Source organism: Streptomyces sp. YIM 121038 (assembly GCF_006088715.1).
Lineage (GTDB): Bacteria > Actinomycetota > Actinomycetes > Streptomycetales > Streptomycetaceae > Streptomyces.
In genome coordinates, this window is sequence record NZ_CP030771.1 from 1,135,354 (window position 1) to 1,150,754 (window position 15,401).

17 protein-coding genes are annotated in these 15,401 nt (G+C 73.3%); 9 read left to right on the forward strand and 8 right to left on the reverse strand.

Features of this window, described 5'->3' with window-relative positions:
* The first annotated feature begins 200 nt into the window (after window positions 1-200).
* Window positions 201-503: a hypothetical protein gene (locus C9F11_RS04315; RefSeq protein ID WP_138957990.1), complete on the forward strand. Its 303-nt coding sequence runs from the start codon at window positions 201-203 to the stop codon at window positions 501-503.
* Between the two features lie 116 nt (window positions 504-619).
* Window positions 620-1,609 carry an MsnO8 family LLM class oxidoreductase gene (locus C9F11_RS04320; RefSeq protein ID WP_138957991.1) on the forward strand — a complete coding sequence of 330 codons (990 nt, stop codon included), beginning with the start codon at window positions 620-622 and terminating at the stop codon, window positions 1,607-1,609.
* A 70-nt stretch (window positions 1,610-1,679) separates the two neighbouring features.
* Here C9F11_RS04320 and C9F11_RS04325 read toward each other — a convergent pair whose 3' ends face one another.
* The 5 genes from C9F11_RS04325 to C9F11_RS04345 form a co-directional block, all read right to left on the reverse strand.
* Complete coding sequence (locus tag C9F11_RS04325) at window positions 1,680-2,075, reverse strand: hypothetical protein (protein ID WP_138957992.1); 396 nt, start codon at window positions 2,073-2,075, stop codon at window positions 1,680-1,682.
* 126 nt (window positions 2,076-2,201) lie between these two features.
* A complete protein-coding gene (locus C9F11_RS04330; RefSeq protein WP_249402136.1) occupies window positions 2,202-2,753 on the reverse strand; it encodes a hypothetical protein in 552 nt (183 codons plus the stop codon).
* Window positions 2,754-2,946: 193 nt separating this feature from the next.
* A complete protein-coding gene (locus tag C9F11_RS04335) occupies window positions 2,947-3,903 on the reverse strand; it encodes an AraC family transcriptional regulator (protein WP_138957994.1) in 957 nt (318 codons plus the stop codon).
* Window positions 3,904-4,153: 250 nt separating this feature from the next.
* Window positions 4,154-4,858, reverse strand: a complete 705-nt coding sequence (gene fabG, locus C9F11_RS04340; protein WP_138957995.1) for a 3-oxoacyl-ACP reductase FabG — start codon at window positions 4,856-4,858, stop codon at window positions 4,154-4,156.
* Between the two features lie 75 nt (window positions 4,859-4,933).
* Window positions 4,934-5,752 (reverse strand): helix-turn-helix domain-containing protein, encoded by an 819-nt coding sequence (locus C9F11_RS04345; protein ID WP_242714792.1) that lies wholly within the window; start codon window positions 5,750-5,752, stop codon window positions 4,934-4,936.
* Between the two features lie 167 nt (window positions 5,753-5,919).
* On the opposite strand from C9F11_RS04345, the gene C9F11_RS04350 reads away from it, so the two are divergent.
* Both C9F11_RS04350 and C9F11_RS04355 read left to right on the forward strand, forming a co-directional pair.
* Window positions 5,920-6,807: a helix-turn-helix domain-containing protein gene (locus tag C9F11_RS04350; protein WP_138957996.1), complete on the forward strand. Its 888-nt coding sequence runs from the start codon at window positions 5,920-5,922 to the stop codon at window positions 6,805-6,807.
* Complete coding sequence (locus C9F11_RS04355) at window positions 6,804-7,799, forward strand: MBL fold metallo-hydrolase (protein ID WP_171075629.1); 996 nt, start codon at window positions 6,804-6,806, stop codon at window positions 7,797-7,799. The genes C9F11_RS04350 and C9F11_RS04355 overlap by 4 nt, the downstream gene beginning before the upstream one ends.
* 550 nt (window positions 7,800-8,349) lie before the next feature.
* Here the strand turns inward: C9F11_RS04355 and C9F11_RS04360 are convergent.
* Together C9F11_RS04360 and C9F11_RS04365 are read right to left on the reverse strand one after the other, a co-directional pair.
* Window positions 8,350-8,802, reverse strand: a complete 453-nt coding sequence (locus tag C9F11_RS04360) for an NUDIX hydrolase (RefSeq protein WP_171075630.1) — start codon at window positions 8,800-8,802, stop codon at window positions 8,350-8,352.
* A 784-nt stretch (window positions 8,803-9,586) separates the two neighbouring features.
* On the reverse strand, window positions 9,587-10,270 hold the full coding sequence (locus C9F11_RS04365; RefSeq protein WP_138957998.1) for a hypothetical protein: 684 nt from the start codon (window positions 10,268-10,270) through the stop codon (window positions 9,587-9,589).
* A 522-nt stretch (window positions 10,271-10,792) separates the two neighbouring features.
* Between C9F11_RS04365 and C9F11_RS04370 the strand changes: the two genes are divergently transcribed.
* Complete coding sequence (locus C9F11_RS04370; protein WP_138957999.1) at window positions 10,793-11,464, forward strand: hypothetical protein; 672 nt, start codon at window positions 10,793-10,795, stop codon at window positions 11,462-11,464.
* Window positions 11,464-12,693, forward strand: a complete 1,230-nt coding sequence (locus C9F11_RS04375) for an MAB_1171c family putative transporter (RefSeq protein WP_138958000.1) — start codon at window positions 11,464-11,466, stop codon at window positions 12,691-12,693. Before C9F11_RS04370 ends, C9F11_RS04375 begins: the two co-directional genes overlap by 1 nt.
* Window positions 12,694-12,702: 9 nt before the next feature.
* Here the strand turns inward: C9F11_RS04375 and C9F11_RS04380 are convergent, their stop codons facing one another.
* Window positions 12,703-13,296, reverse strand: coding sequence for a TetR/AcrR family transcriptional regulator (locus C9F11_RS04380; protein ID WP_249401591.1), 594 nt, complete (start codon window positions 13,294-13,296; stop codon window positions 12,703-12,705).
* Window positions 13,297-13,424: 128 nt separating this feature from the next.
* On the opposite strand from C9F11_RS04380, the gene C9F11_RS04385 reads away from it, so the two are divergent.
* Genes C9F11_RS04385 through C9F11_RS04395 form a run of 3 tightly spaced genes read left to right on the forward strand, consistent with a single transcriptional unit; the run spans window position 13,425 to window position 15,396 of the window.
* Window positions 13,425-14,300, forward strand: a complete 876-nt coding sequence (locus tag C9F11_RS04385) for an NAD(P)-dependent oxidoreductase (protein WP_249401592.1) — start codon at window positions 13,425-13,427, stop codon at window positions 14,298-14,300.
* Window positions 14,301-14,339: 39 nt separating this feature from the next.
* Window positions 14,340-14,750 (forward strand): metalloregulator ArsR/SmtB family transcription factor, encoded by a 411-nt coding sequence (locus C9F11_RS04390; protein WP_138958002.1) that lies wholly within the window; start codon window positions 14,340-14,342, stop codon window positions 14,748-14,750.
* A complete protein-coding gene (locus C9F11_RS04395) occupies window positions 14,743-15,396 on the forward strand; it encodes an SRPBCC family protein (RefSeq protein ID WP_138958003.1) in 654 nt (217 codons plus the stop codon). Before C9F11_RS04390 ends, C9F11_RS04395 begins: the two co-directional genes overlap by 8 nt.
* Window positions 15,397-15,401 lie beyond the last annotated feature (5 nt).

Here is a 15,401-nt window from a genome sequence, read left to right on the forward strand (position 1 = left end):
CGGAACCTACACTCACGGCGCTGCGGGAAGCGACGGTGCCGGTACGGCGCGACGGCTCCCGGAGCCACCCGTACCAGGGGCGCCGGATGCCGTGGGGCCGCCCCGTGCGCACAGACGAGGAGGTGTCGCCGTGAAGCGGCGAACCTAGCCGCCCGCCCGGAAGGTCCGGGAGCCCGGGCGGCGGTTCCGATGGGAACACGATGTCCCGCACGGACAAGACCAAACCCCTCTGGGTGCGCCACGAGGAGCACCGCCCCCGGCCGGTCCACGACCACCGCCACGGCCCCTGCGACCTGCCGCCGCGGCCCACGCGCGAGGCCCCGGAGACCCGCTGCCGGTGGGAGCACCCCGGCGCGCTGCTGTTCGGCCACACCTGCTGCTCGGGCTGCGCCCGGCGCGGCTGCGTCACCGAGCGCAGGCGGGAGGCCGGGGCCGACCGCCGCAAGGAACGCTACGCGGGCCGGCGCGAGGCCCGCCGCGCCGCCGGGGACGACACCGCCTGAGCGGCACGGCCTCCGCCCGCGCCCGCCGTACCCGGTGCGGCGGGCGGGCGGCAGGGGCGAGGCCCGTGGACACGGGCCCCGCTCCGCCGCCCGCCGCGCTGACCTATCGTGAACGCATGATCGATCTGCCCCTCTCCGCCCTCGAGGTCTCCCTCGTCGAGGAAGGCGCCACGCCCGCCGACGCGCTGCGCAACTGTCAGTCCGTCGCCGGGGAGTTGGCGCGGTTCGGCTATCACCGGCTGTGGTTCGCCGAGCACCACCACTCCCCCGCCATCGGCGCGTTCCCGCCCGTGCTGCTCGCCGCGGACACCGCCGCGACCACCGCCGCGATGCGGGTCGGCTCGGGCGGCGTGCTCGCCCCCAACCACGCCCCGCTCACCGTCGCCGAGCAGTTCGCCACGCTCGCGGCGCTGCACCCGGGCCGGGTCGACCTGGGCATCGGCCGGGGCCCCGGCACCTTCCACGAGCCGACGGCCCGCGCGCTGCGCCGGGGCGCCGGGCCCGCCACCGACGCGGAGTACCGCGCGGACGTCGAGGCGATCCTCGGCTTCCTGGGCGAGGAGAACTTCGGCGAGCTGCCCGAGCCGTGGCTGCTCGCCTCCAGCGACGCCGGGGCCGGGCTCGCGGCGGACCTGGGGCTGCCGGTCGCCTTCGCCCATCACATCCGCCCCGACAACACCCTGCGGGCGCTGGAGCGTTACCGGTCCGGCTTCCGCCCGTCCCGCTGGAGCGCCGCGCCGCGGGTCCTGGTGTGCGTCGAGGCCGTGTGCGCCGACACCGAGGAGCGGGCCGCCGAGCTCGCGCGGCCGATGGACGTCATCAAGGCGGGGCTGCTCAACGGTCTCGCCGAGACGCCCTTCCCGACCCCCGCCGCCGCGGCCCGGCACGAGCTCGGCGAGCGGGACCGCGAGGCCGTGGCGGGGTTCGTCGCGCAGCAGGCCCGCGGCACCAAGGAGTCGATCGCCCCGCAGCTCACCCGGATCGCCGAGGCCACGGGCGCCGACGAGCTGATGCTGGTCACCCCGGTCTTCGACCCGGCCGCCCGGGTCCGCTCCTTCGAGCTCATAGGGGAGCTGCGCACGCGTGGCGCGCGTCAGCCCGCCTGAGTACGCAGGCGGGCTGACGCGCTTGACCGGTGGCGGGACCCGGGGCGCCCGGGTCCCGTCACCGGAGTCGTCAGAAGTGGACCTCCGCACAGGCGCGGCCGCGGGACTCCATGCGGTCGCCCACGTGCTCCCAGCCCTCGGCGCACAGCACGGCGCCGTTGGGCAGATCACGGTGCACGGGCACCGTGAACTTCTGGTGGTAGCCCCAGAAGCCGGTGGCGCTGTTCTGGTCGATGCCACCGCCCCAGATGTGGAAGTGCCCGGTGAAGTCACCGTTCCACGTGGTAGCCGCCTGCACCGTCTCCACGCGCAGGCCGCTGCCGTCCACGCGGATGCAGGTCCGCTGGTTGCACCCCGAAGCCCCGGCGAACGCCGACGGCGCGGCGGCTGTCACAGCCACCCCCAGGCAGACGAACGTCGTCACCGTCCGTACCAGCCACCGCGCCTTCGCACCCATTCCGTTCACGTGCCACCTCTCTGGAGTCGTCAGCCATGTCGAAAAGGCGTGACGATCTTGGCAGTGACGGCGGGCCCGACCGGCGCTCCCGCGCGCCGGTCCACCCTGACGGGGGATCAGGGGCGTTCCGGGTGACTACTGCGGCACGTTCAGGACGAAGTCGAACTCGGCCTCCTTCGTGTTGCCGACGTCCCGTACGTTCATGAGCAGACGGGAGTCGAAGATGGGGTCGGTGTTGTTGCGGGGTTCGTTGGGGAAGTAGAGCTGGGTCGTGAGCACCGGGCGGCCGGGGGCCTGGAGCTTCACGTGGATGTGGCGGGTGCGCCCCGGGTACAGGCCGGGGAACACCGTGGTGAGGGTGAAGGCACCCTGCGCGTTGGTGAACTGGTGCCCGCGGAACTTGAAGCCCCTGTTGTCGTACGCGCCCCTGCTGTCGGCCTGCCAGAAGTCGAGGAGCACGTTCCCGATCGGCTTGCACCTGCGGCCGAAGACATAGCCGGTGACGGTCAGGCGTATGCCCTGGGTGCCGGGCTCGATGAGGTTCGTCCGCAGCGGGGAGTTGGGCTTGAAGTACGGTCCCTCGGTCTGCGGCGGGGTCGGGTCGTCGCCGTCGTCACAGGGCGGGGTCAGCTCCAGGGGCGCGCTGGTGCCCGCCTTGGAGCGGGCGAGGGCGGGGGCCGCCCCCATCGCCACCGGTACCGCGATGCCCGCGGCCAGGGCCGCGCGCAGCACCGTCTTGCGGCTCGGGCCCGGGCGGGGGGCGCCCGCGGCGGTGCCGAGGCCTTCGCCGTCCCTGGGCTCGTCCGCGTCGTGCCCGTTCACGTGGGTCTCGCCGTCCATCGCTCCTCCTGGGGGTGGGGGGATCGGATCGGCTATGAAGCTATGCGGAGGACCGGGCCCGGGCGATGGACGGAAGTCGGTGGTCGTGGTGAATATCACCACCGCCGCGGCGGAAGTCGCCGGGGCTCGTCCCCGTCTCGCGGCGGAAGAACCGGCAGAAGTAGGCGGGGTCGGTGAACCCCACCCGGTCCGCGACCTGTCGTACCGTCAGCTCGGTGCGGGCGAGGAGCCTCTTGGCCTCGTGGGCGCGGGCCTGCCGCAGGAGTTCGCCCGGGGTGCGGCCCATGGCCGTCTTCACCGCCTCGTTGAGGTAGCTCACGGAGACGCCGAGCCGGGTGGCGCATTCGCGCACCGACCACAGCGGTGTTTCGGCCATGTCCACGAGCGTGACGAAGTCGGCGGCGACGGAGGCGGGGCGGGCGGGCGCCGCCTGGCGGGCGGCCCGTTCGGGGGTGAGGAGGCGGGCGGCGCGTACGACGAGGACGTGCAGCAGCGCCTGGAGCACGCTGGGGAAGTCCTCGGCCCCCGTCCGGTACTCGTGGTCGAGGTCGCCCACGAGGTGGTGCGCCCAGGCGGCCTCCGTGTCGGAGAGTTCGAGCCAGGAGCGGCGGCCGAGTCTGCGCAGGGTCTCCTGATCCCCCGGGTTCTCCAGGAGGAAGTCGTCGGTGAACAGGATCAGACAGCCTTCGAGGTCCCGGACGCCGTCCCAGTAGTGCACCTGGCCCGGGGTGATGAAGCACAGGTGGGGCGGGCGCAGCGTGAAGCGGGCCAGGTCGACGACGTGGCTGCCGGTGCCGCCGGTGACGTACACGATCTCGTGGAAGGTGTGCCGGTGCGGGAAGGAGGCGCGCGACATGGGGCCGATGGTGTCGAAGGTGCCGATCGCGAAGGGCAGCGCGTTCGGTCTCGGCACCTCGAGCCGGTGGATCGGCAGCCCTCCCCTCTCCGGTTCGCTGCCGTTCGCCCGGCCGCCGGGCAAGATGGTGGTCCCGCGCATGCGTACGCTCCTCACCCTGACGCGGCCCGCCGCGATCACACGACCCTTGTCAGGTCCAGACCAATCGATGGGTCCACGATGACACGCGGGACGGAGCGTCTCCCACGCATCTCAGGCCAATTTGCGGCTCAACGAGCTTGACTGCCGCGGCCACGGCCGTACCCCCGTACCGGTCGTGGCCGCAAGCAGCCGCCCGTGTCCGCGCGGTCGGCGCGACGAATCAGTGCCGTCGCGGCGACCGCGCGGGGTCTCAGTGCCCCATGCCCGCGCCGCCGTCGACCGGGATGACGGCCCCGGTGATGTAGGCGGCGTCCGGCGAGGCCACGAACGCCACGGCGGCGGCGACCTCCTCGGGGCGGGCGAGGCGGCCCAGCGGGATCTGCCGCACCAGGGCCTCGCGCTGGTCCTGGGTCAGGGCCTCGCTCATGGCGGTCTCGGTGAGGCCCGGCGCCACCACGTTCACCGTGATGGAGCGCGAGCCCAGCTCGCGGGCCAGGGAGCGGGCGAAGCCGACGAGGCCCGCCTTGGACGCGGCGTAGTTGGCCTGGCCCGCCTCGCCGCGCAGGCCCACGGCCGAGGAGATCACCACGATGCGGCCGCTGCGGGCGCGGAGCATGCCGCGGGTGGCCCGCTTCGCGACGCGGAAGACCCCGGTGAGGTTCGTGTCGATGACGGAGGTGAAGTCCTCCTCCGTCATCCGCATGAGGAGCTTGTCGTTGGCCACGCCTGCGCAGGCCACCAGGACCTCGACGGGCCCCTGCTCCTCCTCGACCCGCTGGAACGCCAGGTCGACCTGGTCGGTGTCCGTGACGTCGCAGCGCACCGCGAGCAGGCCCTCGGGGGGCTCGCCCGAACGGTAGGTGACGGCGACGCGGTCACCGGCGGCCTGCATCGCGCGGGCGATGGCCAGGCCGATGCCGCGGCTGCCGCCGGTGATCAGTACGGAGCGGGACACTGAGAACCTCTCTGGTCGTGGTGGGGGGACGTGCGGTGGGCGGCGGCGTCACGTGGGGCGGACTCCGGCCGCGGATCAGCCCGCGTGCCGGACCCGGGTCCGGGTGAGCAGGCCGCTCATGGAGGCCGCCGTGTCCATCACCGCATGGACACAGCGAGTGCGGGTGACCGCGCCGCGCAGCTGCCGCCGCGGCGCGACCAGGGCCACGGCCCCGGCGAGCACGGAGCCGCGCCACACGGGGGCGGCTATCGACTCCCACTCCGGGAGCGGCGAAGGACCCACCGCGTGACCTTGCTCACGGATGCGGTCGAGCGGCGCACCCGGCGACGAGGTGCCGTCGAGACAGGCCAGGATGGCCAGGCCCGCGGCGTCGGCGTCCAGGGGCGCGCTCCACAGCCGCCGCAGCGCCGACCGGGGCGCGGCCTCCAGCGTCGCGGCGTGCGCACCGACCGCGCGGTCGATGCAGAACCGCAGTGCGGCACCCACCAGCAACGGAGCGTACAGGAGCGACACTTGCCCGGTACGTGACTGTAGAGTGACGAGTTCAGCACGCAACGCAGGCGAGGTCTGACCGACTTTAGTATCCGTGACCTCATCGACGAGGTGGGTGGATCGGTGCGGTGTCTCCGTCAGCGCGTAGTGGCCCCGAGGACCGCGCTGCTCGACGGCCCCTTCCCTGGCGAGGGCCCGCACATAGCGGTGGGCGGTGGGTGCGGGCAGCTCCGCGCGCGCGGCGACGACCGCCAACGGATGCGCTCCCGGGCCCAGTTCCCGCAGCGCGCGGAGCACGGCCAGTGTGCGGGCCACCGCACTGCCGGCGGGTTCCCGCACCGCCGTGGTGGCCACCGGTCGCAGCACCGCGCCGTCCTCCTCACTGGCACGGCTCGTCGCCACGCCCCGCCTGTTCAGGTCCTGACGCCATTCTCGTGGCAGGACCGGGAGGATCACCAGGCCGTGATTTTTCCGGTCCGCATTTTTCAGGAAGTTCAACTTCCGATGAAAATGTTTCCTACGGAACGGTGCGAGCGACCACCCCGCACAGCGCGGAGAAAGGTTGGAAATTGAACAACAAGGAGGCGCTGCAGCAATTGCTGCAGTTCAAGCGCAGCCAGATCAGCCCCACCGAGCTGGGCTCGCCGCGCCGCACCGGGCGCGGCCGGCGCTCGCACGGACTCTCGCAGGCCAGGGTGGCGCAGGAGCTGTTCGTCTCCGAGCGGACCTACGCGCTCCTGGAGCGCGGAGAGATGGCACAGCCGTCGGCCGAGTTCCTCGACAACGTGGCCACGGTGCTGCGGATGGAAGAGCCCGAACGCACGGCGCTGTACGTCTACGCGCTCGGATATGAGCCGCCCTTCCCGATGGACCCGCTGGCGGGCACGCACGTGGGCCCCGCGTGGCTGACGGCCGTGAATCGGGTCAAGGGCCAGCCGTGTTACATCAATGACGTGGCCTGGAACGTACTGGCGTGCAACGACGACTTCATCCGCATGTTCCCCCAGGTTCCCGGGACGACGCCCCAGTTGCCCGAGCGCAATCTGATGCGGTGGATGCTTCTGTGCGAGGCGGCACGGGAGTGTCACCTCGTCGACTGGGAGGAGAACTGGGCGGTCAAGGTGTCGGCCCAGCTGCGCACCGCGATCGCCGCGCACCCGCACAACAAGGACCTCCAGCAGATCGACGAGGAGGTCAACGACGACCCCGTCGCGGGCCCCATCTACCGTCGGCACGACGTGGCCTACGTCCACCCCGACGGGGACGCGCGCCCCATGCGGCACGCGGGGATAGCGTCGCTCGGCGTGGACCGGGACGACGCCAGCCGGTGCTGCGCCCGGCACGAGCCGTCGGTCCTCGGCTCGGTGACGATGTGCACCGCCCAGCCGCTGAAGTCCCCGGGGTCCCGCTTCTTCTTCCTGGTCTTCGCGCCCACGCTGCCGGGTGAGAATGCATGACCATGGAATCCGATCCGCGCCTCGTCCCCCTGGCCACCGGCGTCCACGTGTGGTCGCCCGACGCGGCGGGCGCCTGGGGGCTCGCCAACTGCGGCCTGCTCACGGCCGCCGGAGAAGCGGCCCTGGTGGACACGCCGTACACCCTGGACCGCACCGACGACTTCCTCGCCGCGGCGCGCGAGGCCACCGGGCCGGGCACCCGGATCTCCACCGTGTTCACCACGCACGGCAACGGCGACCACGGCTGGGGCAACCAGCGGGTGACCGGCGCGGAGATCGTCTCCACCCGGCGCACCCTGGAGCACCAGTGCTTCGAGCCGACGCCCGAGCAGCTGCGCTTCCTGGTGGAGGACACGGACCCGGGCGAGCCGCTCGGCTGGTACTTCCGGCGCCACTTCGGCCGGTTCGACTTCCGCGGCATCACCGTCCAGGAGCCCACGCGGACCTTCGAGGGCCGTCTCGACCTCCACGTCGGTGACATGCCGGTGGAGCTGCACGACGTGGGGCCGGCGCACACCGTCGGCGACATGGTCGTGCACCTGCCCGAGGAGCGCATCGTCTTCGCCGGTGACGTGGTGTTCGCCGGTGACCACGCGTGCCACTGGGCCGGTCCGCTGGAGCGGGTCGTCCTGGCCTGCGAGCGCGTGCTCGGCTGGAACCCCGAGCTCGTCGTCCCGGGCCACGGTCCGGTACTCGACCAGGAAGGCCTGCGGGGGCACGTCGCCTATCTGCGGGACCTGTCCGAGCAGGCGCGGTCCCTGCACGCGCGCGGCCTCACGCCGACCGAGGCCGCGCGGCACCTCATCGCGGAGGACCGCTATCCGGATCTGCATCTGCCCGAGCGCCTGGTGATCACCCTGGCGTCGGAGTTCCGGCATCTGGACCGGGCCGACGCGGAGCCCGACATCCTGGCCCTGATGACCGACTGCTCGCGGATCGCCTGGCAGCGGGACGGCGGCGAGCAGGCCCTGTCCGCCGCTCCGGCGGGCTGACGTCGCAGGGCGGCGGACGCGCCGCGGCAAGGTCCCTGGATTCCGGCTGCCGGAATCCAGGGACCTTCCCTTTCGCCACGTGAAACGCGCGGGCGTCCGGCGGTGCCGGAGTGTTGCGCGGCGGCGCGATGCGGGATGGGGTGAGCCTGTCGGCAGGCCGCTACAGGTTCCAGCGGGCGCCGACCGGCACACCGGGCAACGGTTCTCCCCCACGTTCGGTGTGCGCAGGGGCGGCGGGACGCCGTCGGCCCTGCGTGAGAATGCCGTCGCCGATCCCCCGGCGGCGGCATTCGTGCGTACCGGCACGTGTCGGCCCCCTCCCGCACGGGAGGGGGCCGGCGTGTCAGGCCGCGCACTGGTTCACCCGCCCGTCGCGGGCCGCACCACTGACCGGAGTGCTGGGCGCCGCCCCGGCCCCCGGGGGCCGGGTGCGGTGCGCTCAAGGTGTCGGATTCGGTGGCGGGACAGGATCCGGTCGGCTCGGGCCTCTCCCTGGCACGGGGTGGCGCCCCCGTGTGCGCCGCTCAACCGGCGGCCGTGCGGCGGTGGCTCACACCTCGACTTCGAGGCAGACCAGTCGCTTCTCCCGGCGGGCGGTCAGGGCGGCCTCCCACATGGGTTTGACGAACGGCGAGACCAGCGACGCGTCGACGCGCTGGGGCGGGGCGAAGCGGTAGCAGACGTCCCCGTCCTCGCACGGGGTGAGGGCGCGCCGCTGTTCGGCGTCCACCTCGCCCGCGTCGAAGATGTAGCAGACGCGGGGCATCGGCCCGCCGGAGTCGACCCAGGCGACCACGAGCAGGTCCCCCATCGTCACGTCCAGGCCCAGCTCCGCGCGGATCTCACGAGCGCACGCGGCGCTCGGATCCTCCCCTCCCTCGACATGCCCCCCGGGCAGATTCCAGTACGCCGTGTAGAGCGGCTTCACCATCAGCACATCACCGTGCTCATCGGTGATGATGGCCCCGGCCGATGCGGCCAGGGTCGTAGCAGTAGCATCCATGGCATCTTCCTGAATTAGCCCCGTCATGATCTGAGCACCGGCTCATCAGGAACGGGCAGCTCGGCGAGCGGAGTCCCCAACTCCCCCCGACGGGTACGCGCGCAGACGTCGCGTGCACCCCCCGGCAGCGGCTCGGCTCTCCGGGCCAAGGCGCCCCCGCGCCCCGGAGGGAACCATGACCGCGGCCGTGTCCAAGGCCGTACTGCCAAGGAGCGCGCCGGCGGTAAGCGGTGTCGCCACCAGTCCATCGCTCCTCCCCTGCACCGCCGCGGTCCGGGTCGGGCCGCGACAGCCCCTGGCATCACCTGATAGAACGCTCGTTCCATTCGCAGGGGCCAACCAGTCCCCGGGGATTGACTCCGCGGCGTCGGGCGGGCAACCCGTGGCCGCCGCGGGGCGGCATCGCTGCCTTCCGGGGCATGAGCAGGACCGTCGGCCGCTCGCCGAGCACTCCCGCCCCCACGGGAGAAGTCACGACAACGACCATACGGACGAATGGAACATCCGGGCAGGTTTCCTTCCCCGTCAGAGCCAACCTGCCCCCGGCTCTGGCGTAGACAGATCCTGATGCACTATCACAGGCGGTGTCAACGATTGAGAACGACGCATGTCATGGCGTCGGCGACTGCGGCAAGTCGGTACAGAGCACCGCACAGTGTTCGGCGCGGAACGCCGCACGGTGTACGGTGCCGCACGACAACGCGCGTAGCGCCCCGGCCCGGCGCGCCCCGCCCCGGTCCGGCCGGGCCCGCCGCCCGGACCCGAGCGACCTCCTCGACCGGACCTACGCGGACGCGTCGTCCGGGCCGGGGCCCTCGCCGGGCTTCCGCTCCTGGATCGCCCTGACCAGTTCGTCCAGGGCGGGCAGCAGGTCCCGCAGCGTGTCGATCTGCGCCCCGTCCGCGGTGCTGCGCAGGGCGACCGACCGGGCACCGAGCTCCTGGAGCACCGCGTGCGTCGCCAGCTTGGGCAGGTCCTCGTGCACCATGCGCCTTAAGTAGGCGACCAGGGCGGCGCCTTCGGTGCGGGAGCAGAAGCCCTCCGGCACCCGGAAGAACAGTTCGAGGCGGGCGGCGTGGTCGTGGTTCGCGCCGCGCTCGCCGTTCAGGAGGTTGGACACGTGCTGGGCGGAGATGCCGGTCGCGCGCGAGATCTCCCTGAGGCCGTACGGCTCCCTGCCCGCCGGGGTCTCCTTGAGCCGGGTGCGCTGGAGGAACCGCAGCCGCTGCTGGAAGAGGGCCTTGCGGAACGTCTCGCGCGCGTACTTCTCGCGCGGCTCGTCCTCGGGAGGCTCGCCGTTCAACAGGGCCCGCACCCGCTCGGGTTCGATCCCCGTGGCGCGGGAGATGAGCGTGAGGTCCAGCAGCCGCCCGCGCGTGGTCCCCAGGCGCGCGGCATAGGCGTCGACGTCATCGAGGAGACGGGCGATCACGTGTCCGGGCGCCGGTTGGTGGTCGGCTGCGTTCACCTGAGGGTCTCCATGGGCCACGGAACTCGTTGGGCGCCCTGAGAGTATCCGTCCGAACCATCCCCGGCCAGCACTGTCTTCAATTGTTGACACCATAACCGGCCGTAAAGCGTTCGACTTTCGGTCAAAACTGGCGGTCGAGCGGCAGCAGCTTCCGTTTCGTGCTCTCCGCCGTGTCCTGCCAGCCGTACAAACGGGCGGCGGTCACACGCCGCCGCGCGGCCGATACCCACCAGCGCACTCGCTACTCAACTCACCTCCGCACCACGGGAAAACACCACACTCGCACTGTCACAACGCCAGCCGACGCCGCCGTATGAATCCAGCCTGATAATGTCCCAGCGCAGGTCAGCGGGCACACGTCTGTCACAGGGGCGGAACGGGGAGTGTGAAGGGCCTATGAGAACCGCCAGCGCACGGGCGCCGCGCCCGTGTCTCGCGACGCACCCACGAAGAGCCGCGCCGGGGCCGGGAATCGCCCCCGTGCCACCCCCCTCACGGCCGACCCGGGAGAGCTGACCCGTGCTGTTCGCGGGCGCCTCCGCATCCTGGCGCCACACCGGCGAGGCCCGCGTCACCGACGCCCCGGCCCGCATCCTCGACGCCGTCCGCAGGCGCCGCGCCTGGGTCCGCGCGCGGCGGCGGGCCGTCCGCATCATCCACGACGACCTCGGGCTGCGGCCCGGCCAGGGCCTCCAGGAGCTCCTGCAGGCCGTCGTCCGGCGGCGCCGCCGGCCCCTCACCGTTCTGCGGGTGCCCCTGCCCCCGCACGTCAGCGGCTTCTGTGTGCGCGGCGACGTGGAGGACACCATCGTCGTCACCGCCAACACCAGTGAGCGGCAAGGGCTGCACGTCCTGCTCCACGAGCTCTACCACCTGCTGTGCGGCCGACCGCCCGCTCCGAGCCCGTACGCCGTCGCGGCCTGCGACCCGCCCGGTCTGGGAGCCGTGAGCGCACAGATGCCCTCCCTGCCTCCCGCCGTGGTCGAGGAGGTGCTCCTGCGACCCGCCCGGCCACGCGCCGGGACGCCGGTGCGCGCGGACGCCGCGGCGCCCGCGGAGCAGGGGGAGGACGAGGAGTGGGCCGCCGAAGTCTTCGCCACCGTCGGCCTGTTGATGCTGTGCCTCGACCCCGCGGTCAGCTATACCGGCGCCCTGACCTCGTCCTTCGCCCACCGGCGCGCCGACGTCTGATGTGGCACGCCCTGCTGGCCTCGGTCAGCCTCACCGTCGCCGCCGTCAGCCTGGCCCTCGGCACCGTCAAGGCGCTCGCGGCCCGGCGCGAACCGGCCCTGGTCCTCAAGCTCACCGCGTCGTCCCTGTTCCACTCGGCGGCGCTCTTCCTGCTCGTGACGCCCCCCGTCTACCACGCCGTCGGCGAGCTCACCGGCGTGCCCCATCTGGCCGCCCTGCTCATCGACTGCGCGGCCCTGCTGCGCGTCGGCCACGCCCATCTCCTGACGCATCTGTGGCATCCGCCGGACCGTGGCGGAGTGCCGCTGCGGCGCAAGGTGCGGGCCTGGGCGCCGCTGTACGGGGGCACGCTCGTCGTCCTCGCGGCCCTGTTCGCCCTGACGGACTTCGACGGGCCCGCCCGCCCCTTACTGTTAGCCACCGACCACGCGCGCGTGCCTCAGATCGTGGCGCTGCACGTGCTCTACTTCCTCGCCCTGTCGACGGCCGTGACCGCCACCGTGCTCAAGTGCCGCTCGCTCCTGGCCCTCGGCGCCCCCGGGCTCACGCCCGAACTCGACCGGTCCGTACGGGGCTTCGCGGTGGCCGTCGCCCTGGACCTGGTGCACGCCGTGTGTCTCCTCGTGGCCATGGCGGGCGCCGCGCACGGCCGCGGTCTCGACGCGCTCGCCGAGGGCGCCTGGCTGACCACGGCGGCCAGCGCGCTCGTCGCCACCCACAGCCTCGTACGCCTCTCGGTGCACGCCCGCCGCCAGGAGCGGCGCGACTACTTCGCGCTGCGGCCGCTGTGGCAGACCGTGGTGCGCGGCGATCCCCGTCTGGTGCTCACCCCCGGCCTCGCGTGGGACCGCTGGGACACGCGCATCGCCCTGTCCCGCAGGCTCGTCGAGATCCGGGACGGCGCCCGCGGCCTCCGGCCGTGGATGACCGCGGCGCCCGCCCACGCCGTGGCCCAGCTGGCCCGCGGGGGCGCCCACCCCGGCGTCGACGTCGTCGCGGCGCAGGCGGCCGCCACGCTCCTGTACGCCGCCGGGCGGCGCGGCGCGGGCAGACCGCCCGCCCCGGCCGACTCCGGCTTCCCCGGGCTGCCGGGCGAGGACGTCCCGGCCGCCGGGGAACGCGCCCATCTCGTCCTGGTCGCCCGCTACCTCGACCATCCGATCGTCCTGGAGGCCCTGACGCTGCCGTGCCGCCGGCCCCGGGCGATGTGCGACAGCGGGCACGCGTAGCCGGCCGCCTCACGTCCCTTCGGCGACCGCCGCGTCGAGGAGCGGGCCGAGTTCGGCGACCGCCGCCGTCAGGGCCCGCGCGTCCCGTTCGGCGCGGGCGATGAGCAGCGCGCCCTCCAGGGTGCTGATCATGAGGGTCGCGAGGGCCTCGGCGCGCGCGGCGGGCACGCCCATGTCCGTGAGCGCCCCGGCCACCGCCCCGCTCCAGCGGCCGAACGCGGCCGCGGCGGCGGCCCGGGTGGACTCCGTGGAGCTCCCGCGGTCGACGACGGCCGCGGCGACCGGGCAGCCGGTGGCGTCCGGGGCGGACTCCAGCTCATCGGTCCACTGGCGGACCATCGCGGCGAACAAGCCGCTGGGCGAGGGTTCGGCGAGCCCGGCCACGAACCGCCGCACGCGCCCCGCCGCATAGCCCCCGCCCCAGGCAACGGCCTCGTTGACCAACTGCTCCTTGCCGCCGGGGAAGTAGTGTTGGAGCGAGCCCCGCGGCGCGTTCGCGCGCGCGGCGACGTCCCGCATCCCGGCGGCGGCGACGCCGCCGCCGCGCATCAGCTGGGCCGCGCCGAACACCATCCGCTCGCGCGGCCCCCTCTCGGACCCCATCGCCGCTCCCCTTCTTCTCTTCCCGTACCGCCTGCCGACCGCCCCCGCGCGGGACTACTATGACAGCCGTCATAGCTATGACGGCTGTCATAACCGCGGCCGCGAGGCCGGAGCACGGGGGTGCGCGCGTGGACGTGGGATTCGTGGGACTCGGCGTCATGGGGCAGCCCATGGCACTCCGCCTCGCCGGTGCCGGCGCCGAGCTGATCGTGTGGAGCCGCACCGCCGCGAAGTGCGAGCCGCTGCGCGCCGCGGGAGCGCACGTCGCGGCGGACCCCGACGAGGTCTTCCGGAAGGCGCCCGTCGTGATCCTGATGCTCGCGAACGGCGACGCGATCGACGCCGTCCTCGGGCGGGGCACGCCGGACTTCGCCGCGCGCGTCGCCGACCTGACCGTCGTCCACATGGGCACGACGTCGCCCGAGTACTCCCAGGGCCTGGCGGCCGACGTCCCCGCGGCGGGCGGACGGTACGTGGAGGCCCCGGTGTCCGGCTCCCGCGAGCCCGCCGAGGCCGGGCGGCTCGTGGCGATGCTCGCGGGGGAGCCGACGGACGTGGAGCGGGTGCGTCCGCTCCTTGCGCCCCTGTGCCACGAGGCGTTCGCGTGCGGCCCCGTACCGAACGCGCTGGTGATGAAGCTTTCGGTGAACCTCTTCCTGATCACCACGGTCACCGGGCTCGCCGAGTCCTTCCACTTCGCCGAGCGGCACGGCCTGGACACCCGGCAGTTCCTGGAGGTCCTCGACGCCGGGCCGATGGCCAGCGGCGTCTCGCGGATGAAGGCGCCCAAGCTGCTCGCCCGGGACTTCGGCGTCCAGGCGGCGGCGCTCGACGTCCTGAAGAACAACCAGCTCGTCGCGGCCGCCGCCCGCGCGACCGGCGTGGCCTCACCGCTCCTCGACGTCTGCCACGCGCTGTACGCGGACACCGTGGCGCTGGGCCACGGAGGCGCGGACATGGTGGCCGTCCTGCACGCCATCGAGGCACGGACCGGGAACGCATAAGAGTTGCCTTATATAAGGCAGGGGTGGCACGCTGGGGCCGTGCACGCATTCGACGTGCTGGGCGATCCGGTCCGGCGCCGCATCCTGGAACTGCTCGCCGAGGGCGAGCGGAGCTCCGGCGCGGTGACCGCCGCGATCCGGGAGGAGTTCTCTATCTCCCAGCCCGCCGTGTCCCAGCACCTGCGCGTCCTGCGCGAGAGCGGGTTCGCGACGGTGCGCGCCGACGGCGCCCGCCGGCTCTACGCCGTGGACGCGGCGCCGCTGCGCGAGGTGGACGCCTGGCTCGGGCGCTTCCGCGGCTTCTGGGAACAGCGCCTGGACGCGCTCGGCACGGAACTGGCCCGGGGCAAGCGGGCCCGGCGCTCGCACGACGGCACACCAGGGGGTGGTGAGCGCGGTACGCGACCTCGTACCGCCACGGAAGAGAACGAGGAGACCTCCGATGGCTGACATCGCCGACCTGATCAACGCCATGCACCGCCAGGTGCGCGACACCGAGACCCCCCAGGGCACCGGCCGCGGCATCGTCATGAGCCGCACGTACGACGCCCCCGTCCACGACGTCTGGGAGGCGTGCACCGACGCGGAGCGCCTGGGGCGCTGGTTCCTGCCCGTCACCGGCGAGCTGAAGCCCGGCGGGCACTACCAGCTGGAGGGCAACGCGGGCGGCGAGGTGCTGCGCTGCGAACCGCCCCGCCTGCTGCGGGTCAGCTGGATCTTCGGCGAGCCGCAGGAGGGCGGCTTCAGCGAGGTCGAGGTGCGCCTGACGCCCGAGGGCCAGGAGCGCACCCGCTTCGAGCTGGAGCACGTGGCCGTCGTCGACCCGGCGTTCTGGGGCACCTACGGCCCCGGCGCCACCGGCGTCGGCTGGGACCTCGGCCTGGTCAGCCTCGGGAAGTACCTCGTCGAGGGCGAGGCCTTCGACCGCGAGGCGACGCAGGCCTGGAGCGAGTCCGACGAGGCGCGCGCGTTCCTCACCGCGAGCAGCGAGGCCTGGGGGACGGCGAACGCGGCCTACGGCACGCCCGCCGCGACCGTCGCGGCGATGACGTCCGCCACCACCGACTTCTACGTGCCGCCCGCCTCCGGCTCCTGAGCGCG

What these genes read in the sequence shown, in the direction of transcription:
- C9F11_RS04315 (WP_138957990.1), top strand. Translation starts at nt 201, where the DNA reads ATGTCCCGCACGGACAAGACCAAACCCCTCTGGGTGCGCCACGAGGAG.
- C9F11_RS04320 (WP_138957991.1), top strand. Translation starts at nt 620, where the DNA reads ATGATCGATCTGCCCCTCTCCGCCCTCGAGGTCTCCCTCGTCGAGGAA.
- C9F11_RS04330 (WP_249402136.1), bottom strand. Translation starts at nt 2,753, where the DNA reads ATGGGGGCGGCCCCCGCCCTCGCCCGCTCCAAGGCGGGCACCAGCGCG.
- C9F11_RS04335 (WP_138957994.1), bottom strand. Translation starts at nt 3,903, where the DNA reads ATGCGCGGGACCACCATCTTGCCCGGCGGCCGGGCGAACGGCAGCGAA.
- C9F11_RS04355 (WP_171075629.1), top strand. Translation starts at nt 6,804, where the DNA reads ATGACCATGGAATCCGATCCGCGCCTCGTCCCCCTGGCCACCGGCGTC.
- C9F11_RS04360 (WP_171075630.1), bottom strand. Translation starts at nt 8,802, where the DNA reads ATGGATGCTACTGCTACGACCCTGGCCGCATCGGCCGGGGCCATCATC.
- C9F11_RS04375 (WP_138958000.1), top strand. Translation starts at nt 11,464, where the DNA reads ATGTGGCACGCCCTGCTGGCCTCGGTCAGCCTCACCGTCGCCGCCGTC.
- C9F11_RS04380 (WP_249401591.1), bottom strand. Translation starts at nt 13,296, where the DNA reads ATGGGGTCCGAGAGGGGGCCGCGCGAGCGGATGGTGTTCGGCGCGGCC.
- C9F11_RS04395 (WP_138958003.1), top strand. Translation starts at nt 14,743, where the DNA reads ATGGCTGACATCGCCGACCTGATCAACGCCATGCACCGCCAGGTGCGC.